The following is a 24531-nucleotide window of genomic DNA, read 5'->3' as shown; positions in this document are numbered from 1 at the left end:
AAGTAAAATCCTATTTAAGCAAGTACTGAGGTGTTATTACATGGATGGTTCAAGAAACGCTTTTGCGTTAGTCGTGGTATTGTTCGTTCTACTGATCATTGTAGGAACTTCTTTTATGGGTGGCTACTAAATTGAACAGAACAAAGGGCAAGTTGAAGTTAATCTGTCCCTTTGTCAGGGCAACCATGTGGATGGTTCTGCTGGTTTTTACTTACCTCTAAAAAAGCCATGAGAACCGTCCCCGTGGATTCTTACAAGCTTTTAAGAATTCAATTTGTGAGAAGCAATACTAACATCTTGCTCTTTTACGAAAATTTCATATTGTGCTTGGCGGTTCCCCCCGAACATGGGAGTTGAAGTTTGATTAAATAAAGATTTTGTCTTATACCTAATTCCTGCCTGTTTAAGTTTACTAACTGCTCTAAAATAGTCTTCATCATTAAATGCAGTAAAAACGGAAGTCCAATTTCGATAAGAAAAATAGTCAATAATACCGAAAACCAATAAAACCGGAACAAACATTAGTAAGAATGGGATAAGAATATTCATTATTTAGCCCCCTTCTTTATTGATTAAACTCATTATCTTAACTATATTTTATCATTTTTCAATTCAAATTGTTATTTATTTCCAATCAAGTTGTATCAACACGAAAAAAAACAGCCAGATACGGGCCTGGCTGTTAATAAGCTTATAGTTTTCTTTTTAGATTACCGATCATGAACGCTGCTCCCAGGACCGTGAGCATTGTGGATGCATTTCTCTCGGGATTTTCACCTAAAATGCATCCAAGACCCCTTATTGGATGCATTTCACTCGGGACTTTTACCTAAAATGCATCCAAGACCTCTTATTGGATTCATTTCTCTCAGGATTTTTACCCAAAATGCATCCAAGACCTCTTATTTGATTCATTTCTCTCGGGACTTTTACCTAAAATGCATCCAAAACCCCTTATTGGATTCTCAAGATATTTACCAAAAAAACGAATCCCTTGCGCCCATCGAGAGGGTTTGAAATGGCCATAGGGACGGTTCTGCTGGTTTTTACTTACCTCTAAAAAATCCATGAGAACCGTCCCCGTAGAGTCCCCGTGGAGTCGTCCTTGAAATTTTATTGCAAAGATAACATTTGGATGATTGTTTTCATGACCGCATCCTCTTCATTAGAGCGGGTAATAAAATTCGCAGCCTCTTTTAATTCTTGAACTCCATTTCTGACAGCAAAGCTATAGGTAGCGCGAGTCATGAGTTCTAAATCATTGTAACCATCTCCGAATGCCATCGTTTCTTCCGGAGTAACATTCAATAAACGTTGTAAATGTTCAACGGTTGTACCCTTATGTACATTAACATTCGCTATATCTATCCATGCTGCTTCCGAAGCAACAATATATGCTGACTCAAAAAACGGATTTAGTTTTTCTCTGGTTTCCATACACCTTAACAATGGGTCGTGAATGGTAATCTTAACAAAGTCATCTGTTATTTCATTAAAATTAGATACTTGTCTTACTTGGGCATAGGACCTTCTGACAATATCTGCTTCTTCTTGAGGGATGTCTTCTTTTATTACTGCCCCGTTTCTTGTACACGCAATAATGGTATGTTCTAAGCTTATTTCCTCAAGTAAACGGATAATTTCTAGGCCCAATTTGTTACTTATTAGTGATTCATAAACAAATTCTCCGTTATGCTTGATTCGAGTTGCGCTATCCCCTAGAATCCATAAATCATCTGCATCATCACCGAACAACTCTTCAACGCGTTCACATTGTTTGCCTGTAACAGGAGCAAATACAACGCCTTTTTCTCTTATTAACTTTTTTACGTCCTTATACAGTTCCCTGTTGAAATCGCCGCTATTATTCAAGAACGTTCCGTCCATATCAGTTAACACCAATTTAATCATAATATTTCCCCCTAGAAAAAAACCTCTTTTAAACTTCATTCCATTAAAAAAGGAAGTAAATGAACTTATTAATTAATTGTATCTGCAGTTTGTAACATAGTATATTAGACTGAAGCTTCTAGTTTTTAATTACATAAGAAGGTATTTGTTACATATATGAAACAACATGTTTTTTATATATCACTTCATTATTTTCATCCAATATTTTTGCTCCCAAATATACTAAAAGCAGTGCGATTTCTGTTGTGATCCCACTTATTCTTATTGGTGCTTTTTTGATTGGGTTATCGATTGATGATATTGGCGATATAGGTAATGTCATTATGGATATTATAGGAGGTGGAATTATTTTAGTCGCTATTTTAATTGGAAGACACAAGAAAGAAAAAAACAATCATCATAAACAAACGGGTAGCAATGCTTAAAAATGGAGTATCACTCTTTCCTTATTTAACGGGGTGCGTTAGTTCCAGAAAAAATAAGCTAATTTATATCCCTTTTTCTAAATTTCGTTATTCCATTAAAGGGCGCTTTCCTGTAACAAGTATGAGCGCTTATTTTAGATTAAAGATATAAGCAGGATTTTCCAAGTAGGTTATCGTAATAGTACATATTCTGCTGTCATTGTGAGGAGATGATTTTTTGGTTAATATATTGGAAAACACATTCCAATTATCAGCAATAATACTACTCCTATGTTCATTTTACTATTATAGACATTTTAAAAAAATCAAGAGAGAAAGAAAACTAACTTCATTTGAATTTTCAATTTATATCGTAACCCGAGTTGCATTTTTTCTTTGTGCAGGTAGTTATCTACTTTTGTTCTTGGATAAAAATCATTAAACAATCGGGCGCTAATCCGGAATAAGAATTAGCGCCAATGCTGAGCAAACGGGCCAAATAAGTTAAGAAGCTTGACTCATTATAATTAAAGGGGATATGCACTAATGAAAAATATTTTTAATCATATGCATACAGCAGAAGTTTTAAAGCGTATTGACAAATTGAGTCCAAATTCACAACCACAATGGGGTAAAATGGATGTTGCCCAAATGCTAGCGCATTGTTCATCTTTTCAAGACATTGCAATGGGAAATTCTTTTCCACCAAGGAGTTGGTTAGGAATAATAGTTGGGAGGTTTGCAAAACAAATCATTTACAATGACAAGACATTGCCTCATAATATGTCTACTATTCCAACCATTTTGATTGCAGATGATAGAGAATTTGAGACAGAAAAAGAAAAACTTAAACAAAAAATTATCACATTCCAAAATAACGGACCAGAGAAGTGCACAACTCATCCGCATCCTTTTTTTGGAAAACTTACTTCTGAGCAATGGGGTAAAGGAATATACAAGCACCTTGACCATCATTTTAAACAGTTTGGAGTTTAAACATTGAAAAACAAAATGAAACGATGTGCATCGTTAGTTGAAGAAAGTATCTCTAAGCCTAATTACTATTCTCTTTCATAAGATGAACAATGCTTTGATTTATTCTCAATTACTATTTGAAGCAACCAACAGCATGTCTTTTTATAATCTTTTGTTTTGCCTTAAACGGGCGCTTTTCTTGAATAAGAAGGCGCCTTTTTGAATTGTACTGGATTCTGGAACAACAATTATTAGGGATTGTAGTTACATTAAGGCGTAGAAGAGATTGTGAAGGATTACACTTAAACTATCGGGCAGGTTTGTTAAAGAATATTGTAAAAAAAAGTTAAATTAGTAATATAATATTAGTAATTCGTTGGTTAGTTGGGAGGTGTTATGATGATTTGGATTTATATATTTACACCTATCATTATATTGGCTGGAATAGCCATTTATTTTGACAAAAAATCTGGGGCGACTTCACCAGATGAAAGAACAGCTGATAAGTTAGAGGAATATCCACCAGAAAATCCTTTCGGACCCCATAATTTTTGACCTTAAAATGATTCAAATACAACTTTTCAAAGACAATGTGAAGGATTGTACTTAAAGTAACGGATGCAAGAGTTGAAGATCCAGCTGCCATTTTTGGCAGCTTTCTTCTTGTGCTAAAGAAGCATGTTACTTGAAGAAGGAAAATATCAAATAAAGGTAGAATTATTCTTAAAAAGCTTTTTCGGGGGCGATGATTCAAGTGGGGAAAAACGAAGATAAACAAAAAGAAAGATGGACTAGAATAAAATCCAAAGGCAAAAAGAGATATGTATTAAGCATTTTATTGATTTATTTGATTTTTTCATTACTACTTGCAACACTTCAAGTGTTTGTGCTTAATAGAGTACTCCTAACATATATTCCGTATGCTATTTTATCTTATCTGATGTTTATTATATGCTTTAGTTTATTAGGGGTTTGGTTAGGAAATAGAACCTGGAATGCTAATACTAAGAAGTTCGAAAAGTAGGTTTGATTGTGTCATTGTGAATTAATGTACTTACGCTAACGAGTGCATTACTGAAACAACATCAATGTTCTTTTCTTTCTTCAAGTAACGTAAGCAGGATAGTTGAAGAAGGATTTCTTACAATATGTGTAGAAAAATAGGTAAGGGAATACATTGTAATTTTGGAACTAACAGGGGCTTGAGTTTAGCAAAAAGTTATAGCGGCAGCTCTTTATCTTGTTACACTAAAGGGCAGATCGTTTAACAATAAAATCTTTTATATATATCTAATAGGAGGTCAAGATTATGAAAATTAAAGGTTTCGGTGGGGTTTTTTGGAGAACAAAAGATGTTGATTCATTAAAAAATTGGTATAAAGAAACTCTAGGGATATCGATGAATGAGTGGAATGGTACTATCATCAAGCCAGATGCTGACAACGAAACAATCTTTTCTTTATTTAATGAAGGTAGTGATTATTTTCCTGTAGAACAGTCTGTGATGCTAAATTTTCAAGTAGAAAATATCGAAGCTTGGATGGAACATTTCAAAAAACTTGGAATACCACTTTTAAAACAACCTGAAAAAAGCGAGTTTGGAACATTTATCTGGATTTCTGATCCAGATGGAAGATGGATTGAAATATGGGAGAAATAATCTTTTATTAACTCTTATTAAAGTAACGGGTGCTTTAGTCGCAGAAATAATTAAAAATTAAAAGGCTTAGAGGAGGTTTCCTTTAAGCCTTTTTGCTGTGAAATATACTGTAATTTTAATTGCGGAAACTATGTGGTTTTTCTTGTGATTTGGTCTGTGTTTTATAATTTTGCACCTCACAAGTAAACCCGTTATCAAATGGCACGCTAAATCCGATTGACGAGTAAAATGAGAATGTTGACGAGTAAATCGAAAAAAATTGACGAGTAAATCTGAATTTTTGACGAGTATTTCAATCAAAGCTACGAGTAAATCGTGTCCCTATCGGCTCTATTGGAACACCTTTTTCTTTCTTTTTGGGAAGTTTTTGTTCCTATCATTTTTTCTCAAAGTGAAATGGTCTTCATCAATTTCATGAAGACCATTTCACTCAAGATTTTTATAAAAAAATTCATCTCATGCACCCACCGGTATGTTTGAAAAAATCTATCTATTTTCCGAACCGCCGCCCCATAGCTCTCTACCGCCAGTATGCCCCGTCCCGGCATGGATCTCTTCATCTACCAATTCTAGTTTCCCCGGTTCTTCACTATGATGCCATGTATATCCTTCAGGTGTTTCATTCGCAAATATCTTTGCTCGTTGTGATTCCGTAAAATCATTACCAAGTTCAGGGTTGTGATTGATGGCCTCGGCCAATTGTTCATTTGCGTAGGAAAAATGTGTTCCATCACCCTCAAGATACAAAGATTCTGGTAGGGTTGCCGTGTATTCGCTATCAAATTCAGGGAAAACGCCTTCTATTACTTCTCCAGTAGGAAGCCTGACAACTTTAGATTCAAACTCAACACCCGTAACAGGATGATGGTCTCCTGCCAATTCGTCATTGCGTGTTTCGATAGGATGAATTTGTCCATCTGCTGGATCTCCAAATTCGGCTGTACCATCTACGTAAACGCTTCCCGTATTGCTATCAATCGTTTCAGCTTGTACATGATTATCGACACCGTCAAGATCTACAACATCTAAAGCATCTAGTACTCCGACCGCAAGAGCAGCCACTGCCACTGTTTTTCCAATTCCCTTTGCCCCTTTAATCAACTGGTCTTTATCATTGGTGGCTACTCCTTGAACAACATCTTTTCCATTTCTATATGTACTTTTTATAGATTGTCCCATGCCTTTTGCTGTTTGAATTGTGGTGCTTTTTAATTCTGTTAACCCTTCATCCCGTTTATTTTCATCTTTATAGATTAAACCCGAAGCGGTGTTCCATGTGCCTTCAGCAATGCTTCCAATAGTTGTCCCCGTATTTGTTGTGGCTGTTTTAATTCCATCGCCAATTTCCTGTATGTAATCATTATTTAACTTTTTGCCAATAAATTTTATAGGTTCTCCTGTAATTGCTCCTGCTACTTTGCCAAAAAAAAACCCGTTTTTTTAATCCCCGCCAATTTTTCCCCCACCTTTTTTATTTTAAGGAAAATAGTACCATTTCAATTATAATAGCTAAATCTACCATTTTCATAGGATTAATAGAAGAAATTTGATATATTTTTTAAATGGAGATAGGAGGTACTGCTTTGAACATGAAAATTTTAACGAGAATTGTTTTGATCATTTTGTGTGGATTCATGATTTTACCACCTGCACAGACTGCCGCTGAAAAAGATAGCACGCAAGCGGTTAAAAATGGCTGGGTTGTGGAGCAAGGAAAACAATATTATTATCAGGACAATCTGGCCGTGAAGGGCTGGCTCAACATTAACGACAGCTGGTACTACTTTGACCTGAAAGATGGTGCCGCCAGCACGGGCTGGATTTATGATAAGGGGAAATGGTATTTTCTTAAAAGCAATGGGGTTATGCAAACTGGTTGGCTTTTAGACGATGACCGGTGGTACTTTTTAAATTCTTCTGGGGCGCTGCAGACTGGATGGCTTTTAGATAACAATCGCTGGTACTATTTAAATTCCTCTGGGGCGATGCAGACTGGATGGCTCTTAGATCATAATCGCTGGTACTATTTAAATTCCTCCGGCGCAATGCAAACGGGTTGGCTCCTAGATAAAAACCTCTGGTATTATTTAAATTCTTCTGGTGCTATGCAGACTGGATGGCTATTTAATTATAATCAATGGTACTATTTAAATTCCTCCGGTGCCATGCAAACGGGATGGATTTATCTGGACGACTGGTATTATTTGAACCAAAGCGGCGCCTGGATTCCGAATACGATTGCCGATCAGTTCACAAAGGTATCAAATAATCATCAGCTCATCCTGGTGACGGCAGCGGGCTATAACACAAATAAGGCGAAAATTCGTACCTTTGAAAAAGTGGATAATAAGTGGTTTGAACAACTCAATGTCGACGGATTTATTGGCAAAGAAGGCTTCGCCACTGTCATGAGTGAGGGTGGAAAAAGCTCTCCTCGGGGAAAATATACGATTGGGACAGCGTTTGGACGTTATCAAAATCCGGGCATAAAGCTGCCTTATCGGCAAATCACAGCTGATGATGTATGGGTAGATGATTCGAACTCCTCCCTTTATAATACGTGGCAAAAGGCATCCGAAAATAATGGCCGGTGGAGCAGTGCTGAAAGAATGGATATTTCCGCCTACAATTACGGATTTGTGATTAATTACAATACAGCCGAAAGAATTCCCGGGGTAGGTTCCGCGATCTTTTTCCATGTTTCCAGCAGTTATACACTAGGCTGCACAGCCACAGCGCAAAATAATGTCATATCTATTCTGAAATGGCTGGATCCCAGCAAGAATCCAGTAATCATCCAAACACCGGAAAGCGAGTTAGGGTATTATTGACAAGGGGGTGACCTGGGGGACCATGGGGACGGTTCTGCTGGTTCGCACTAATTTATAGTTAGTTTGTTTAGAGCTACTCCTTTAGCTTTTTTGCTAAGGGGGTATTTTGTTTCTAACAGATTGTTACTTTCTTAGATTGGTCGATAGTTTTGCCGGATTCGCTCATTGAATGCTAAAATTTGAAGTATTGGTTTGGTAAAAAAAGTATAAAAGTGTAATTTCCCACGGTGTCAGGCACCATTTATAATCCCTTTGTGTTGTTTACGGTGTCAGGCACCGTTTGTAAATACAAAAAAGACTCTTAAGGTTTCCCCTAACAGCCTCTTATATCTATATATGTTAGCAGACAACTAGTTGTTTTAAATCCGCTTTTAGTTCTTCGATTAATTTTTCCGCCGTTATTTCTGTCTCATTAAGGCCCTTGTCGTACGCCTTTTTCACAATCTCTGAAAAATCGGCACTATTCGAGCTAGTCATGTTTCCCTTTCGCTCCAATTCCCATAATCCTCCTCCTGCATATACTAGTTACACATTTTACTAGATGGGTATGATATTGTAAATACATTTCCAGTTAAAATGATAGAAAATATGTGAATTTTGTCGAAATTTTGAAGGAGGACCATGGGGACGGTTCTGCTGGTTGCACTAACCTCTTTAAAAGCCATGAGAACCGTCATCGTGGAGTCTATATTCATATTCTTAGGATATCAAAAAAATATCCGGCATAATACCGGACACAATACAAAATTTATATTAAAAGGGGGTATGAAAAGTAGTTGCACTATTCCTTCTCATGCACCAATTATAGCCGCCAAACATGAATAAACCATGAACAAACGATGAAAAAAGTCTTACATGTGTTTAAAAATGCTGTGAATTTACTTCCCTTTTAGACGAATGAACCGCGTCGAATTATTTTCCCGACTTCTCCTGCATCACCTTGATTAAAGCGTCCAGCTTCTCATTTCTTTGTTGGTCTAATTTTGTTTTTTCATTCATGAATCGGACCGTCCGCACAATAAAATAAATACTAAACCCAATAATGAACAAATACAGTAAAATTGGAACAAGTGCAAAAAGACCAAACACACTACCCATTCTATCCATCTACATCCCTCCACGTTTGTAAACTTATACCAATAGTATACATGACAGCCTGATGGCAATCCATGCTTTTTCTTTGACGGGTGGAACGGTGGAGCCATTGTGACCGTCTGGCCACAACCAAGGGGATGGTTCTGCTGGTTGGCACTAGCCTCTTTAAAAGCCATGAGAACCGTCCCCGTGGCACCACCCGTGGCATCATTTTAATATGAAAGACGAACCTTTTCAAAATGTTCAACGGTTGGAAATGGATCATAGAAATGATGCAGTAGATTTTTCCATTTTTGGTATTCGTTTGATTCTCTAAATCCAAGGGTATGGTCCTCTAACGTTTCCCACTTCACCAATAATAAATATTTTCCCTTAACCTCCATACACCGTTGCAATTCGTGGGATATGTATCCTTTCATCGAAGAAATTATTTCCGATGCCTGTCGAAATGCTTCCTCATACTCCTCTTCCATTCCTTGCTTAACCTGCAGCATTACGGCTTCCACGATCATACAATCTCCTCCTTCTAGAAAAAAACACCAAGAATGTTAGCTTGAACTTACTCCATTTTTAGATTATGCACTATTTTTCGAAGATCCTCTGAACCATCCTCTGATATGCAAGTGGTGATGATGGAAAGTTGATAGCCCTTTAGTAAAATCCAATAGTATTGAGTTCGGACAATATCTCTTCTACCATTTATAAATGCTTTCCCTTCAATGGAATCAAATCTTTTCCCACTTACGATAACAGGCTGGACATGTCTGACTTCATCATACTTGATCCCCATGCTGCCGTTTTTCAGATGCTCCATCATTCCTTCCATGAAATCCGAAGCTGTCTGATTGGGGTACATGGTGACTTTTTGCGCTGTGCAGTTAATCGTAGGGTTATCAAGCCTCTGATTTTTTCTTGCATTGAACTCCCAAGTAGTGAGAGTTTACCGTAAAATTATAGTAGGCGATGTTAATGCACATTTTGGGCCAATTGTGACTTAAAAGGGGTATCTGGAATTATTCATCTTAGAGGCCCCCGGGGATTTTAGGTCCAAACATCGAAGTAAAGCCTGTCTACTTCGATGTTTGAGTTAATTTTCAGCTTCAACGTCGATGAGAAGGGTTCTAATGGACAAAACTTCACGAAACCAGATGGAAATGTCCAATAGAAGCCTTTTACATAGTGGTTACCCATGGTTTCAAACGACAAAGTCCATGTAGAACCTCCACTACGTCGCACTTTGCTCCGCTTACGACATAATTTCAGCTACTTATAACATATTTTGTGGCGCTTACGACAAAAGCCATGAGAACCGTCCCCGTGGCATTCTGTGAATATTTGAAGTCCTTTGGATTGTCATCAACTATGTATTTTGCAAAAAGTGGAACAGGGAATCCCTGAATCTTTGATTCTTTTCCGAGACTAATATAAACACAGGCTCCTACTACTAGTGTTAGTAGAATAACGATTTGGATGATTCTTCTCCTCATATTCACTCCTCCCATTATGCCTTATTTTAACATTTTTTTAGTATTTGGTTTTTACAAAAGGGGAAAATATCTGCAACGAGGTGAAGTTCATTCATATGAAAAAGGCTCGTCAAGGATTACTGTCCAGTTGTTCGATAATGCAAATTCTACCATGATATTTCCCCTTCCACTGGTCAGTCTATTTAAAATTTTGGATTGTCATTTGCTGCTGCGGAATAACTTATCTTTAATTTCTTCTATATTATTATGAAACTTTTCATTATACCCTTTGTAATACTACTGTTAAATAAAAGGGGGATGCTTCCATGTTCAAATCTGAAATAACCAATTGTGTCATAAACATCATCCTATGGCTTCTATCTCCCATTATCACTTATTTTTACATTCGTCCCGAGACAAGTCTTTGGTTCAATATTGTCTATCCACTTTTAATTACCCTTCCTGTATTTACCAAAATATTTAAAATAATAAAGATAAAAAGGCAAAACAAAAACTTGCCCAGTTAAGATTACCTAGTTAACGTCAAATAGTAGTATCTCGCATCATCAAGAGCGCGATTTAAATCCACCATATTATATAGCGCATAGGCTGCAAATAGGACCTTGATAAAATCACCGCTTCACCTGCATCCCCCATCATTCGTCAAAAGCGGTCCTACTTTATGACCCCTTCTTCCACTCCACCGACCATAAAATATGAAACAAATCCTAAAATCAGCAAAATTATGAGCAGTGCCTGAAGGCAGATCCCGACAATGCTGCACACCTTGCCCGATATGGCCAGTCCTCTTCCCTGCTGATTGGACTGATCAAGCTCATTCAAACTTTTTGCTGAAAAAACGACACCGATGATGCCAAGTATTAAACCTATATACGGTATAATCAATGATAATATTCCTAATGTTAAGGAAGTAACCGACTTCCGATTTAATCTGCCCTCCATTTTAATCCCCCAATGCATTTTTTTATACTATATTTATTCAACTTATTGCTTCAATATCCTGCCTGGAAAAAGAGCGTCTCTATATATGTTAGTTTTATAGATTCGCCGATTAAATTTCAATATTCGCTCATTGGAGTTCAAAATTCGCTCATTGGCTCCCAACATTCGTCGATAGAAACATGAAATTCGCCGATTGAACTCTAAATTTCACCAGTAGATTGGTTTCACCGCATATTCAACAAGGATTTCGGTGTAAATTATGCTATTTTCCTCGTTATTTCTTCGTGTTGCGCAAATTTTTCCTCCGAAATAATAGCAAACTATGGTAAAATTAATAAAAAAATGAAAAAACATGAGGTGATTTGCTAAATGAACAAAACTATTATTCGCACTGTCTCGACAACTGCCCTTTTTTCGACCCTATTTGCCGGTTCCGCCTTTGCTGATTCTTATAAAGTCCAAAAAGGTGACAGCCTATCGAAAATCGCCTCGAAATATAAGACTACAGTCAATGAAATCAAGACATTAAATGGTTTGAAGTCCGATGTGATCTACGAGAATCAAATTCTGCAAATCTCCACTGCACCTGCGGCCACAACTGTTCAGGCCGTTCAGCAAACTACTTACACTGTCGTCAGCGGTGACGCACTGATTAAAATTGCCAACCGCTATAATGTAACTGTTGGCGAGCTGCAGCAGTGGAATAACCTGACAAGCACTATGATTTATGTTGGCCAAGTCATGAAGGTGTCTGCTCCGGGACAAACTGTGACCGTAACGGCGCCGCAGCCAGCCCAACCGGCACCACCGCCTGCGACAACTGCGCCATCAACACAAACGCAAACGCCTTCGAGTGATTATACCGTCAAAAGCGGTGACACTCTGAGCAAAATTGGCGTGCAATATGGAATGACTGTGCAGCAGCTGAAAACACTCAATAATCTGACGTCAGATATGATTTATGTCGGGCAAAAGCTGAAGGTCACGGGTGCGCAGACAACGCCAACGCCGCCAGTGGTGACCCCACCGCCAGCCGCACAGCCGCCTGCAGCAAGTGAGTATGTTGTAAAAAGCGGTGACACCCTCGGCAAGATTGCCGGTCAATACAATATGACTGTGGCAAACTTAAAGGGGCTCAACAGCTTAACTTCTGACATGATCTACGTCGGACAAAAATTAAAGGTATCAGGCTCAGCTACAACACCAACACCAACACCAACGCAGACTGATTCTATTACGATTGCAAAAAAACTAATTGGAACGCCATATGTGTGGGGCGGCAGCACTACATCGGGCTTTGACTGCAGCGGCTTTATCTATTACGTCGCGAACCAGTCTGGCACGAAAATCGGACGCTATTCCGCGGCGGGCTATTACGATCGCAGCTATTACGTGGACAGCCCTAAGCCTGGCGACCTCGTATTTTTCCAAAATACATATATGCAAGGGATTTCCCACGTGGGCATCTACCTCGGCAACGACCAATTCATCCATGCCGACGAGAAATATGGAATTATGATCTCTAATGTAAAAAGCACCTACTATACCGCCCATTTTTCGGCGTTTAAGAGGCTCTATTAGCCAGTCTTCTATTTTAGAAGATTGGTTTTTTTTTATGTATAAAAGAATGATAGTTTGGGAATAGTATAAGTAGATACGAAATCGAGGGGGATGGGATAAATGACAGAAAATAAATTGTTATTATCTGAGTTTGCTAATGAAGAGGGCTTCGAGCTTAACCGCTACCTAACTCACTTGTTTGACTATTTTTCAAAACTATCATCCGATGAAGAACCAGCCTCCTGATGTGGAGGTTGGTTTTTTCGACCATTTCTACTATCTTTTCGACCTCATTCCCTAATATATCGACCATTTTCCTCATTTTATCGACCTCTTTTTTGATTTCTCGACCCCTTTTTTTCTTGCCGCAGAATATGTCTGATTATTTCAGAAGGAATTACAGCAATTAAGCCTAATATCAATAGTTTAACAAGTCTTAAAAACGTGAGGTGGGTTCATTTGCTTAAAATAAAAGGGTTTATCATTGTGCTGATTGGGGTTGTGCTGTTTTGTGTGTATCCGGGGGCTGCGGCGGCGGGCGGGAGTTCTGCTATGGGTTGGGCGCTTGAGGGTGGCAAGTGGCGCTATTATGATCATGGTGTGATGAAGACGAGTTGGGTGTTCGATAGCAATAAGTGGTATTTCTTGGATCAGGGTGGTTCGATGAAGACGGGCTGGCTGCTTGATGGCGGGAAGTGGTACTATCTTGATGGCTCGGGGGCGATGAAGACCGGGTGGGTACTGGACGGCAGACACTGGTATTATATGGACAAGCTTGGCGCAATGAAAACCGGGTGGCTGCTCGATGGCGGACGCTGGTATTACTTGGACAAGAATGGTGCGATGAAGACGGGCTGGGTGGCCGTTGATGGGAAGTGGTATTACCTTGCTGGGTCGGGGCAGATGCAGACGGGCTGGGTGAAGGAGTTAAATAACTGGTATTACTTGGACTCGAACGGGGGAATGGTGACGGGCTGGCGGTCTATATCCGGTGATTGGTACTATTTTGATACCCATTACGGCGGGATGGTGCGGCAGAATTTTGTCGGCGGTTATTACTTGATGAATGATGGCCGGATGACGTATGCGGGGAGTGCGGATGTAGTTTCGGTGGTGGAGGGCCTGAAGACGTGGATTGATGTCGGGATCACAAAGTCGGCGCTGCAGGCGGAGCTTGGTAATGCGTACCATGACCTTGAGGGGATTGAAGGAGAAAATTATTGGTTGTATACGTTGAAGGTCGACGGTGCGGCGGATTACAAGGCTGTGAAGTGGGCGGCGGACGACCTCGGCGCTGAGGATTTGGCGAACGGTTCAGCGAATATCATTGTGCTTGCTTATTGGGATCGTGACGGGAAGGCGTTTCAGGTGACGATTGACTACTTTAATGCGGCGCACAAGTTCCATCACTACCATTCATCAAGGTATGATTATGAGTATAATTGATTACTAAGTGCTGGACAGTCTCGTTTTCGTGCGGGGCTGGCTTTTGTTTGTTGGCTGTTGGCTGTCTCGTTATGGGAGATTGGCTGGGGTTAGATGAAAAAGGGGTATTTGGTAAAATCCATGCGACGGAATTGTGGCCGTTCGGGTGAAAAATCAGGCCGAGTGGTCATTATAAAAGGGTAATTGTGACCAGGTTTGTGAACAAAGAAACAACTTTGGTGGGTTTGTTACCGTTTGGGTGTGGTAATGGTGTGCGCGGTAATAATAAGAGTGTTATTGTTACAGTTTTTTTGGAAAAAAGGGGCTGCTCGGGCACAATTAATGGTCAGCTACTTTTTTGCCAGCAACGGGTGTTATGATTCCTTTTATAACGACCTTTCTGCTACTTTTTTGTCAGCTACGGCGTTATGATTCCTTTTTACTGGCCTGGGCAATTATTGAATCCACCCCTTTGTCTGCTGCCAGATCGATTTGCTGGAATTCACTTTGGTATTTTTCCTTTAGCTGGGTGCTGCTATTTTTCGGTTTGGGCACGTTCCCCGCTCCCGCCTCATCTTGGTTATTTAGTAGAAAAATAGAAACAACTATCAGAGCAAATATACCTATCCCAACAAGAAAGCCTCTCTTCATTCACTCATCCCCCAACACACGAATATTATCATTATATAATGATTGCAAAGCTGGCGAAATTGCAAATTCGTGGAGAGGCCTGTCAGTTGAAATCGGCGAGTAAACTTGGGTTGACGAGTAAATCTTGGTTTTTGACGAGTAAATTTTATAATTTGACGAGTAAATCCTGTAATCTGACGAGTAAACCTCGATTTTTGACGTGTAAACTTGGGTTGACGAGTAAATCCCGAAATCCGACGAGTAAACCTTGATTTTTGACGAGTAAACTTCGAACCGGCGGGTAAGTTTCAAATTTTGAAGGGCAAATCTTGTAACTTGACTGATAAAAGTAATGGAATCTTGTTTGTTTTCGGGCGCCCCACTCCTCTAATCGCGAATTTTTGGGTATAATAGTGGAATATGGATTTTTCCTAGACTGCGGTTTTTATAAAAATAAACAATTTTTCAAAAAAGGGGGGTACGGCCTTGGAGTCGACGCCTGCAAATGAATTATTGCATGAATTCTCCGAAGAGATGCGGGAGCTGCTGAACGCGAATACGGTGGAGGATGCGAAGCTGGTTCAAAAGGGTTTGATGCTGTACCGGCAAGGGATGGTGCAGCAATTACATATCGGGGATAAGACGGTTACGGCGGTTGTGCAGGATGTGACGCCGGTCAAGGTGGAGCTGGATCTTGACTTTATGGCGTTGAGCGAGTGCTCGTGCCCTACAGAAGGCTTGTGCCGCCATCAGGTGGCGGTGTTTTTCAGTGCGTATTCGAAGGTGGGCAGTGTTTCCGATTGGGTGACCGAGTGGCGTGAGCCGATTCGCGAGCAGAAGGCCGTTGCGGGCTGGGGGATGCAGACAGCGAAGGATTTGATCAAGGCGAACGGCGTGTTGAAGCCGGATTACAGCCGCTGGGTGCATTCGTTTGAGGTGAGCTTTGATACACTTCTCGCTTCGAAAAAGTACACGAGCCCATATGTGATACCGGAGCTGTTTGGGATTTATGAGCGGCGGATTCATGCGAGTGCCCCGGTCGAGCAGGAATGGCGGTTGCTGTATGAACTGGTCGGGATTGTGGTGTCGTTCCGGAAGCTGGCGGCTTTGAGTGAGCGGCTCGGTCATGATGAGGACACCGTGAAGCGCGCCTATCTGCATTTGTTTCATAATATGATGGATGATGCTGAGGATTTGGCGGTGAAAATTGGGGTGCAGTCGCTGCCGTTTGCGTTTGATGAGTTTATTGAGAAGTTGAAGACCGATGCGTTGGAGCTGCTGACGTGCGCGAGCAGGCTTGAGTATGAACGGATTTATTTGTACCGGCTGTTGTGGGTTCATTTTTTCAAAAAGAAGCCATGGCGTGAGGATGAGTTGTTGAAGATTCAAGCTGGGCTGAAGGGGCTTCAGGATTGGGAAAATCCGTTGCCGCTGATGGTGGCCGGGGTTCATGTTAATTTGCTGGTTGCGGACGATGAGAAGGCGTTAAAGTTGATTGGGCAGTTTGGTGCCGCGGAAATTGCGCCTTATATGGTGTATTGGATTGATTATTTGTCGGGCTTGAAGGCGTGGCGCCGTGTTGGGCCGGTAATTGAGCTGTTTTTGCAAAAAGTAAAGGCCTATTTGGAGGTTTTAGGCGGGTACCATAGCTGTGCGGCGTTCGCAAGGAATGCGCTGCGGGCGGTGGCGCCGTATTGTGCCGAGGATGACCGGCTCGATTTGTATGAGCGGGCGCTGCTTTCGATGCTTCCCTATAGTTTTGGTGAGTATGAGTATTTGTTGTTTGAGCGTGGGCAGTATGATCGCTGGGGTGAGCTCCAGGCGTTTGTCGGCTTGGACTTTTATGATTTGCCGAAGGACCGTTTGAAAATTATTGAGAAGGAGCGGCCCGAGGTGCTGCTGGCGATGCTTCACCAGACCGCCCAGCGCGAGATTGACCATAAAAACCGTGCAAGCTATCGACTGGCGGTTCGGCATTTGAAGAAGCTGCGGACGTTGTACAAGAAGTTGAAACGCGTCGATGACTGGCAGTACTTTTTGGACACCTTGATGGAGCGGACGAAACGGCTGCGGGCCTTTCATGAGGAGTGTCGGCGGAGTAAGTTGATTGAGGGGTGATTGAAGGATGCCTCTAGTTTGAAATATAGTGTTAAAATATTGCCAGCACCCCAATGATGATATGGCGGGAGCTGGCATCTTCTGTTTCTTGGAGTGAGCAGGTCTGGTTTTGCCGCTTATTAACCGCTTTGAACTTTTATCGACCACTTTTTATTTTTATCAACTACTTCCCGAAAAAACCGGGTGTAAATCACTTGTCTTATCAACCTGTTTGCCTTTACACCTTCATTTCTTTGTTTAACCATCGGATTGGCCTCCATTACTGCGGATCAATATTTTAGCACCCTATATTTTTGATACCTATCAAAATGACTCCCCATTTTGATGGATTCTACAATTTTGTCGAATGCTAACGATTAGTCATATGTCCGGGTTATTCCCTTAGCCAACTGGTTTACTAGCGACTTTTTACTAGAAATAAAGATTATAACCTAAGTTAATACTATGCGCATAGTTTAATCTCCCAAATTTTTCTAATTTGTCATAATTACCATCATCCCAAAGCCCTATTTAGTATTATTATTTACTTGTAAGAGTCTTTCAAAAAAACTAGAAAAGGAGGAATCAAAGACTATTTTTTACATTTTTAGACAAAAACTAGAGAGAGAACAGAAAGAGAGGGACTTCATTTGAAAAGAATTTTTTCCATTCTTTCAGCCATACTCCTGGTCATCAGTACCGCACCGGTGTATCGTGCATCTGCAGCTGTAGATGTCATCAAGCCGGTATTCGAGAGCATTAGCGTAGATCATAAAGATGCTACTGCCGGCGATACTGTTAAAGTGAGTGTGAAGGCGTCGGATGATGTAGGAATTGGTACTGTATCATTGAGTTATCTAACCCCTGTTACAAAAAAGGCTATTCCGGTTCCGCTAAAATTGAATAGTCAAACAAATGCCTATGAGGGTACGATTGCCATTCAAAATAATTTTGATTCGGGTAGCTATACAATCAATGCCCTTACAATTACAGACACTAGCAATAATACCATCACCTTAAAATCATCAACAGACCCTCAAAAAGTGGCTGCCGGTGAATTTACGGTTAGCGGGACTATTGGCACAATTGTCAATGACCTGCAAAAACCGGTATTTGAGGGCATCAGTGTCGATAAGGCAAAGATTCTTACCGGTAATACGATTAACATTAGTGTGAAAGCGTCAGATAATAAAGGAATTAACTTTATTTCGTTGAAGTATCGCACTCCTGCAAACAAGGAAATTCAAGTATCTTTGACTAATAATGCTGAAACCAATGCATTTGAGGGTAAAATTGCCCTATCCAATCAGGCAGCACTTGGTGTTTATTCGGTAAGCTATCTTTCCATAGTGGACCTTTCCGGGAATACACTGAACGTAAATCTTGATTCGGAATCTCAAAAGCTGGCTAGCGGGGCGTTTAAAGTAGTGTCCGAATTAAATCCTCCTGTGTTTACCAAACTATCGATTGATCAAAGTTTAGTAGCATCAGGAGATACGGTTCATTTTTCCGTGGACGCAACGGATGAAACAGGTTTGGCTTCGGGAACTTTGTATGTAAAGGCCCCTAAAAGTCAAACAAAAGTAGCGGTGCCGCTCCAGGTTGACGGCACACATTTCATCGGTGCATTTTCTATTATTGGAACTACCGAAGAAGGAAACTGGATAGTAGATTCTCTTGAAATCGCTGACACAAATGATAATGTTGCTGTAATTAATGCGGGTAAAGCAACTTTAAGCACAGGCAATTTCACAGTAAAAGATATTACTCCTCCAGCAAAACCGGTTGTGAACCAAGTTACCGATCAAGATTTAGCAGTGAATGGGTCGGCAGAAGTTGGGGCTAAAGTCGACGCGACAGCGAACGGGACTGTAATTGGTTCTGCTGTGGTTGGAGCTGATGGTAACTTTACGGTTTCAATTGGAAAACAAACTGCTGGTACAGAATTAACGGTAACCGCCACCGATGCGGCTGGCAACGTGAGTGATGCTGCTTCTGTAATTGTGAAGGACGTAACTGCTCCTGCTAAACCGGTTGTCAATCAAGTAACTGACAAAGATTTGACTGTCACTGGTTCCGCTGAAGCTGGTGCTAAAGTCGAAGTGAAAGCACACGGTTCCGTTCTTGGATCAACCGTTGCTGGAGCTGATGGCACATTTACGGTTGCAATCACAAAACAAGCCGCCGGTACGGAATTAACGGTAACCGCTACTGATACGGCTGGCAACGTGAGTGATGCTGCTTCTGTAATTGTGAAGGACGTAACTGCTCCTGCTAAACCGGTTGTCAATCAAGTAACTGACAAGGATTTGACTGTCACTGGTTCCGCTGAAGCTGGTGCTAAAGTTGAAGTGAAAGCACACGGTTCCGCACTTGCATCAGCCGTTGCTGGATCTGATGGCACATTTACGGTTACGATTGCAAAACAAGCCGCTGGTACGGAATTAACGGTAACCGCCACTGATGCGGCTGGCAACGTGAGTGATGCTGCTTCTGTAATTGTGAAGGACGTAACTGCTCCTGCTAAACCGGTTGTCAATCAAGTAACTGACAAAGATTTGACTGTCACTGGTTCCGCTGAAGCTGGTGCTAAAGTTGAAGTGAAAGCACACGGTTCCGTGCTTGGATCAACCGTTGCTGGAGCTGATGGCACATTTACGGTTGCAATCACAAAACATGCTGCCGGTACAGAATTAACGGTTACCGCTACTGATGCGGCTGGCAACGTGAGTGATGCTGCTTCTGTTGTTGTGAAAGACGTAACTGCTCCTGCTAAACCGGTTGTCAATCAAGTAACTGACAAAGATTTGACTGTCACTGGTTCCGCTGAAGCTGGTGCTAAAGTCGAAGTGAAAGCACACGGTTCCGTGCTTGCATCAGCTGTTGCTGGAGCTGATGGCACATTTACGGTTGCGATTGCAAAACAAGCCGCTGGTACGGAATTAACGGTAACCGCCACTGATGTGGCTGGTAATGTGAGTGAAGTTACAATCATGGTCGTTTCGAAAATCCTATCTGGCTGGGTGCAGGATAATGGTACATGGTATTACTATGATCCAGCTACACTTGTCATTAAAGCTGGATGGTACCAAGTAAATGGCACATGGTATTACGCCAACAACTCCGGGGCCATGCAAACGGGCTGGATCAAACTTGGTACTACCTGGTATTACCTAAATGCCAGCGGTGCCATGCAAACCGGCTGGCTTAAACTCGGCACTACCTGGTATTACCTAAATGCCAGCGGTGCCATGCAAACCGGCTGGCTTAAACTCGGTACTACTTGGTATTACTTAAACACCAGTGGCGCTATGCAAACTGGTTGGGTCAAAGACGGTGCTTCATGGTATTACTTAAACGCTAATGGCGCTATGCAAACTGGTTGGGTCAAAGACGGTGCTTCATGGTATTACTTAAACGCTAATGGCGCTATGCAAACTGGTTGGGTCAAACTAGGTACTATCTGGTACTATTTAAACGCCAAAGGCGCAATGGTAACCGGCTGGGAGAAAATTAACGGAAATTCCTATTACTTTGATCAAAGCGGTGCTTGGAAATAGTAATTCAACGGCATTCTGCTTTATATCATACTGCACAATCTCCATTTAAAAACATGGGCTTGAAGAAACCCTACTTTGTGCGGCTTCTGCGACTAAGTCAGTCCCCTCTTGAAAGCGGACTGGCTTTTTTCATTCTGTTTTGACCTGTATTCATGCTGGGGGTCCGAAAGATGATTACCCCTGGCAGTCCGTTTTTACAGTTTGAAATATATTGTTAAAATAATGCCAGCACGCCATTGATGATATGGCGGGAGCTGGCTTCTTCTGTTTTTTGGCGTGAACCGTTCTGGTTTTACCCAAGATTCCTCCGTATCAACCGCTTTGAACCTTTTATCAACCACTTTGAAATTTTATCGACCACTTTCTGCAATTTATCGACCGCTTTTTATTTTTATCAACCACTTTACCAAACTTATCAACCACTTCCCTAAAAGCCGGATTTAGACAAAAAAACAACTTGTCTCACAAAGTAAAATTTAAACACTTCATGCTCCCCCCTCCTCTAACCACAAACTTTTGGGTATAATAGAGGAATATGAACTTTTTTAAATGGTGCCTGACACCCTTCGTGGACACCAATCCATGCTGGGCGGACATTTTTTACATAATTTTTACAACGCGGGTTGCGGCTTTGTTACCAGCCAGCAGCTCCAATTGAAGGAGCACGTTTGATCATGCTGAAAACTAGGTTTATGAAATTGATGACAACTAAATTGGGGGATGGCCGCTTTCTACTGACGGCCCAGGATGAACATGGTTACGATCTGTATCCGTCAAAGTGGAAGAACCTCGTTTTTAGCACCCATGAGGAAAGCTTCTTTGGAACGCTCCTTGAGACGGAAACGGCAAACGGGGTCGAAGGCGTGGCTGTTAGCGGCTGGCAGCTGGTTTCTCTTTTTGCCAAGGAGTCGTTCAACCGCTTTATCGAATGGGACTGGAATGACCAATCCGAGATTTGTCTTGCCGCCGCCTTGTCGCTTTATGAAGGTATTTTGGAAAAAGATTGGCTCCCGGACTTTTCGGTGTGGGAGCACGGTGATTTCCGTTGGAAGCTGCCGGAACGTGTGAAGGATGAATTTGATCCGTCTTTTTGGGAACAAAAGGTGGCAGATGAATCCCGGCTTACGATTCCGGAACCCGCCGGTGGCCATGCTACAGCGCCGTCCGCAGACTCCGGTCTAGCAGATGACGAGAGCACTGAGTCATCCGTTGAGGATCTCGGTACAACGAAAAGCTATATTTCTGATTTGTTTAACAGTGCCCTTGATGCCTATTTAACAAGGAATTCAGCGATGAAAGAGTTATTTGGGCCGAAGCTTGATTTGTTGAAAAAGCAAAACATTTCCGGCGGCGAACTGGCCCGTTATTTTGATGAAGAAAGCTGGCTTGAGTGGGTCGGAATAAAAGAAAGCGATACGCCTTTTACGATTGGGCTGCGACTGGATGAACCTATCGATGGCGAAGGTGCCTGGAGTCTGGATGTATTTTTACGAGGGAAGAAAAATATCGATGAAATGGTTGATGTTGAAGGGGCTGTGAAAATTCCGGCAAAGTGGCGACCATTTTTAGATAAGGTTGATCGTGAGCAGGCCCGCTGGGTTCGACTGATTCCATGGCTTAGTGAGGACATTGGAGATACGGCTGGGTTGGCCACCGAGGAGGGACGCCTCAAAACCCATCTTACCGAAGAAGAAGCGTGGATGTTTTTAACAGAGGCCAGTGAGACGCTGGTGGCCTTGGATGTCGAAATCCTCCTCCCATCCTGGTGGCAGGCGATGAAAAATGCCAACTTGAAGGTGAAGGCGTCGCTGAAGGGGTCGAGCCACCGTCCGTCGTTCGTCGGGCTGCAGGCCATGCTGGATTTCAACTGGCGGTTTTCGATGAACGGCGTCGACCTGTCTGAAGAGGAGTTTGGGCAGCTCGTCGAGGAAAAGCGGAGGCTTGTTTATATCCGCGGCCGCTGGGTGAAGCTTGATCCCCAGTTTATTCGCCAAATTCAAGATTTGATGAAACGGGCGGAAAAAGAGGGCCTGCATGTCCGCGATTTGCTTGAGCAGGAGCTGGTGGATAGCGGCGATGCGGCTGAGGATGAGCTGGAAAATCCCAAGGCGTTTGCGAAAATTCAAATTGAATTGAACCGCCAATGGAAGCAGATGATCAAGCAGCTGTCTGAGGTAAATGAAATTCCGATGGAGAAGGTTCCAGACGGGCTCAACGGCGAACTCCGCCCCTACCAGCAGCTAGGCATGAGCTGGCTCTGGTTCCTGCGCCAGCACGGCTTTGGCGCCTGCCTCGCCGACGACATGGGCCTCGGCAAAACCGTCCAGCTCATCTCCTACCTCCTGAAAGTAAAAGACGAAGTGGTGCCTGACACCGATAACACTATTAACACGGTCCAGGGTCAAGAAATGGTGCCTGACACCCTTAACACTACCAAACGCAAGAAAAAGGATGAAACCACACCCGCCCCTAAAGCGAAGGTTCCGACGAAGGCGGCGCTGATTATTTGTCCAACGTCTGTGCTTGGGAACTGGCAGAAGGAGCTTGAGCGTTTTGCCCCGGAGATGAAGGTGTATTTGCATTACGGGTCAAACCGCCTGAAAGCGGAGGCTTTTTCCGAGACGGTTCAGGCGGCTGATGTGGTGTTGACTTCGTACGGATTGAGCCACTTAGATTCGGAGGAGTTCGAATCGCTGATTTGGAGCACGATTGCCATTGATGAAGCCCAGAACATTAAGAACGCACAGACGAAACAATCGAAGGCGGTGCGCAGGCTGCGTGGCCGCCATCATATCGCATTGACAGGAACACCGATGGAAAATCGCTTATCCGAGCTGTGGTCGATCTTTGATTTTACCAATCACGGCTATCTTGGCAGCATGGGCCAATTCCAGAAGAAATTCGTCATTCCAATTGAAAAGGATGAGAAAAAGGAAAAAGTGCAGCAGCTGCAAGCGTTGATCCGCCCCTTCCTCCTCCGTCGGACGAAAAAAGATGAAGAGGTCGCCCTCAACTTACCTGACAAGCTGGAGCAAAAGGAATATTGCCCGCTTACGGCTGAGCAGGCTTCGTTGTACGAGCAGCTTATCCATGACACGTTTGCCGAAATTGAAAAATTGTCCGGTTTTGAGCGCAAGGGCTTAATTTTACAAATGCTCAGCCGTTTAAAACAGCTTTGCAACCATCCAGCGCTTTATTTAAAAGAACGGGCAGCGGGGCGCGAGCTGCTTGATCGTTCGAATAAAATGGAGAAGCTTGTCGAGCTGGTGGATGCGGTTTTGGAGCAGGGGGAAAGCTGTCTGATTTTCACGCAATATATTGAGATGGGTGAAATGATCCGAGCGATAGTGAAGAAGAAGTTCGGGGTCGAGGTGCCGTTTTTAAATGGCAGTGTACCGAAGACGCAGCGTGATACGATGATTGAGCGGTTCCAGGACGGTGAGTTTCCTGTGTTCCTGCTGTCATTGAAGGCGGGCGGAACAGGTTTGAACTTGACTGCGGCGAATCACGTCATCCACTACGACCGCTGGTGGAATCCGGCCGTCGAGAACCAGGCCACCGACCGTGCCTATCGAATTGGGCAATCCAGGTTCGTGCACGTGCACAAGCTGATTTGCACCGGGACACTCGAGGAGAAGATCGACGCCATGCTCGAAAAGAAACAATTCCTCAACGACCAAATCATCACAAGCGAAAACTGGATCACCGAACTATCCACCGACGAACTCAAGGACTTAGTGTACTTAGGATAGTGTACTTAGGAGATAGTATACTTAAGATGATGCTAAAGGTGGAAGAGTTGTTATTGGTGTCAGGCACCGTTTGGTATATTCCCACCGTGATGGGGTTGCCAACGGTGTCAGGCACCAAAGAATTACAAAGGGGTAGGATTCATGAATCCTACCCCTTTTTGGCATTGCCATGCATGGCGGTCATCGTTAACGATGTGTATCT

At 42.2% G+C, this 24531-nt stretch carries 24 protein-coding genes; 13 read left to right on the top strand and 11 right to left on the bottom strand.

All coding sequences use genetic code 11. From position 1 onward, the window contains the following. Positions 1-40 precede the first annotated feature (40 nt). The gene (locus ACIQXV_RS08130; protein WP_402957664.1) at positions 41-130 is read left to right on the top strand and encodes a YjcZ family sporulation protein; all 90 of its coding nucleotides are present in this window, start codon (positions 41-43) and stop codon (positions 128-130) included. A gap of 131 nt (positions 131-261) precedes the next feature. Here the strand turns inward: ACIQXV_RS08130 and ACIQXV_RS08125 are convergent, their stop codons facing one another. Both ACIQXV_RS08125 and ACIQXV_RS08120 read right to left on the bottom strand, forming a co-directional pair. Next, the gene (locus ACIQXV_RS08125; RefSeq protein ID WP_402957662.1) at positions 262-549 is read right to left on the bottom strand and encodes a hypothetical protein; all 288 of its coding nucleotides are present in this window, start codon (positions 547-549) and stop codon (positions 262-264) included. Between the two features lie 564 nt (positions 550-1113). After that, positions 1114-1911, bottom strand: coding sequence for an HAD family hydrolase (locus ACIQXV_RS08120; protein WP_402957660.1), 798 nt, complete (start codon positions 1909-1911; stop codon positions 1114-1116). A 245-nt stretch (positions 1912-2156) separates the two neighbouring features. Here ACIQXV_RS08120 and ACIQXV_RS08115 point away from each other — a divergent pair, with 245 nt between their 5' ends. The 5 genes from ACIQXV_RS08115 (at position 2157) to ACIQXV_RS08095 (ending at position 4950) form a co-directional block, all read left to right on the top strand. After that, positions 2157-2336: a serine kinase gene (locus ACIQXV_RS08115; RefSeq protein ID WP_402957658.1), complete on the top strand. Its 180-nt coding sequence runs from the start codon at positions 2157-2159 to the stop codon at positions 2334-2336. A gap of 525 nt (positions 2337-2861) precedes the next feature. Continuing rightward, positions 2862-3311, top strand: coding sequence for a DUF1569 domain-containing protein (locus ACIQXV_RS08110; protein WP_402957656.1), 450 nt, complete (start codon positions 2862-2864; stop codon positions 3309-3311). Between the two features lie 375 nt (positions 3312-3686). Continuing rightward, positions 3687-3845 (top strand): hypothetical protein, encoded by a 159-nt coding sequence (locus ACIQXV_RS08105; protein WP_402957654.1) that lies wholly within the window; start codon positions 3687-3689, stop codon positions 3843-3845. 199 nt (positions 3846-4044) lie between these two features. Further along, positions 4045-4314, top strand: coding sequence for a hypothetical protein (locus ACIQXV_RS08100; protein WP_402957652.1), 270 nt, complete (start codon positions 4045-4047; stop codon positions 4312-4314). Between the two features lie 285 nt (positions 4315-4599). Continuing rightward, positions 4600-4950, top strand: coding sequence for a VOC family protein (locus tag ACIQXV_RS08095; RefSeq protein WP_402957650.1), 351 nt, complete (start codon positions 4600-4602; stop codon positions 4948-4950). A 486-nt stretch (positions 4951-5436) separates the two neighbouring features. Here the strand turns inward: ACIQXV_RS08095 and ACIQXV_RS08090 are convergent, their stop codons facing one another. Continuing rightward, the gene (locus tag ACIQXV_RS08090) at positions 5437-6129 is read right to left on the bottom strand and encodes an HNH endonuclease (protein WP_402957648.1); all 693 of its coding nucleotides are present in this window, start codon (positions 6127-6129) and stop codon (positions 5437-5439) included. Between the two features lie 410 nt (positions 6130-6539). Between ACIQXV_RS08090 and ACIQXV_RS08085 the strand changes: the two genes are divergently transcribed. Continuing rightward, positions 6540-7781, top strand: coding sequence for a L,D-transpeptidase family protein (locus ACIQXV_RS08085; RefSeq protein WP_402957737.1), 1242 nt, complete (start codon positions 6540-6542; stop codon positions 7779-7781). Between the two features lie 339 nt (positions 7782-8120). Here the strand turns inward: ACIQXV_RS08085 and ACIQXV_RS08080 are convergent, their stop codons facing one another. The 6 genes from ACIQXV_RS08080 to ACIQXV_RS08055 all read right to left on the bottom strand — a co-directional run bounded on the left by ACIQXV_RS08080 (position 8121) and on the right by ACIQXV_RS08055 (position 11305). Beyond that, entirely contained in the window at positions 8121-8258 is a 138-nt protein-coding gene (locus ACIQXV_RS08080) for a YwzD family small protein (protein ID WP_402957646.1), read from the bottom strand. 435 nt (positions 8259-8693) lie between these two features. Further along, entirely contained in the window at positions 8694-8888 is a 195-nt protein-coding gene (locus tag ACIQXV_RS08075) for a hypothetical protein (RefSeq protein WP_402957644.1), read from the bottom strand. Positions 8889-9088: 200 nt separating this feature from the next. Further along, entirely contained in the window at positions 9089-9388 is a 300-nt protein-coding gene (locus ACIQXV_RS08070) for an antibiotic biosynthesis monooxygenase family protein (RefSeq protein ID WP_402957642.1), read from the bottom strand. Positions 9389-9435: 47 nt separating this feature from the next. Further along, a complete protein-coding gene (locus ACIQXV_RS08065; protein WP_402957640.1) occupies positions 9436-9690 on the bottom strand; it encodes a hypothetical protein in 255 nt (84 codons plus the stop codon). A gap of 445 nt (positions 9691-10135) precedes the next feature. Further along, positions 10136-10363, bottom strand: a complete 228-nt coding sequence (locus ACIQXV_RS08060; RefSeq protein WP_402957638.1) for a hypothetical protein — start codon at positions 10361-10363, stop codon at positions 10136-10138. A gap of 654 nt (positions 10364-11017) precedes the next feature. Continuing rightward, positions 11018-11305 carry a DUF4190 domain-containing protein gene (locus ACIQXV_RS08055; RefSeq protein ID WP_402957636.1) on the bottom strand — a complete coding sequence of 96 codons (288 nt, stop codon included), beginning with the start codon at positions 11303-11305 and terminating at the stop codon, positions 11018-11020. Between the two features lie 369 nt (positions 11306-11674). On the opposite strand from ACIQXV_RS08055, the gene ACIQXV_RS08050 reads away from it, so the two are divergent. The 3 genes from ACIQXV_RS08050 (at position 11675) to ACIQXV_RS08040 (ending at position 14311) form a co-directional block, all read left to right on the top strand. Continuing rightward, positions 11675-12886 carry a C40 family peptidase gene (locus ACIQXV_RS08050; RefSeq protein ID WP_402957634.1) on the top strand — a complete coding sequence of 404 codons (1212 nt, stop codon included), beginning with the start codon at positions 11675-11677 and terminating at the stop codon, positions 12884-12886. A 99-nt stretch (positions 12887-12985) separates the two neighbouring features. Further along, a complete protein-coding gene (locus tag ACIQXV_RS08045) occupies positions 12986-13111 on the top strand; it encodes a hypothetical protein (RefSeq protein ID WP_402957632.1) in 126 nt (41 codons plus the stop codon). Between the two features lie 213 nt (positions 13112-13324). Beyond that, a complete protein-coding gene (locus tag ACIQXV_RS08040; RefSeq protein WP_402957630.1) occupies positions 13325-14311 on the top strand; it encodes a cell wall-binding repeat-containing protein in 987 nt (328 codons plus the stop codon). 405 nt (positions 14312-14716) lie between these two features. Here ACIQXV_RS08040 and ACIQXV_RS08035 read toward each other — a convergent pair whose 3' ends face one another. After that, on the bottom strand, positions 14717-14941 hold the full coding sequence (locus ACIQXV_RS08035) for a hypothetical protein (protein ID WP_402957628.1): 225 nt from the start codon (positions 14939-14941) through the stop codon (positions 14717-14719). 465 nt (positions 14942-15406) lie between these two features. Between ACIQXV_RS08035 and ACIQXV_RS08030 the strand changes: the two genes are divergently transcribed. Then, positions 15407-17038: an SWIM zinc finger family protein gene (locus ACIQXV_RS08030; RefSeq protein ID WP_402957626.1), complete on the top strand. Its 1632-nt coding sequence runs from the start codon at positions 15407-15409 to the stop codon at positions 17036-17038. Positions 17039-17157: 119 nt separating this feature from the next. On the opposite strand, the gene ACIQXV_RS08025 is transcribed toward ACIQXV_RS08030, so the two are convergent. Further along, positions 17158-17283, bottom strand: a complete 126-nt coding sequence (locus tag ACIQXV_RS08025; protein WP_402957624.1) for a hypothetical protein — start codon at positions 17281-17283, stop codon at positions 17158-17160. Between the two features lie 384 nt (positions 17284-17667). Here ACIQXV_RS08025 and ACIQXV_RS08020 point away from each other — a divergent pair, with 384 nt between their 5' ends. Then, positions 17668-20577, top strand: coding sequence for an Ig-like domain-containing protein (locus ACIQXV_RS08020; protein ID WP_402957622.1), 2910 nt, complete (start codon positions 17668-17670; stop codon positions 20575-20577). A 674-nt stretch (positions 20578-21251) separates the two neighbouring features. Then, complete coding sequence (locus ACIQXV_RS08015; protein ID WP_402957735.1) at positions 21252-24329, top strand: DEAD/DEAH box helicase; 3078 nt, start codon at positions 21252-21254, stop codon at positions 24327-24329. Positions 24330-24531: the final 202 nt, after the last annotated feature.

Origin of the sequence: Neobacillus sp. NPDC097160 (genome assembly GCF_044762155.1) — a bacterium.
In the GTDB taxonomy this organism is placed as follows: domain Bacteria; phylum Bacillota; class Bacilli; order Bacillales; family Cytobacillaceae; genus Neobacillus.
The sequence above is the reverse complement of the archived record's forward strand: the minus strand, read 5'-3'. Positions and strand labels throughout refer to the sequence as shown.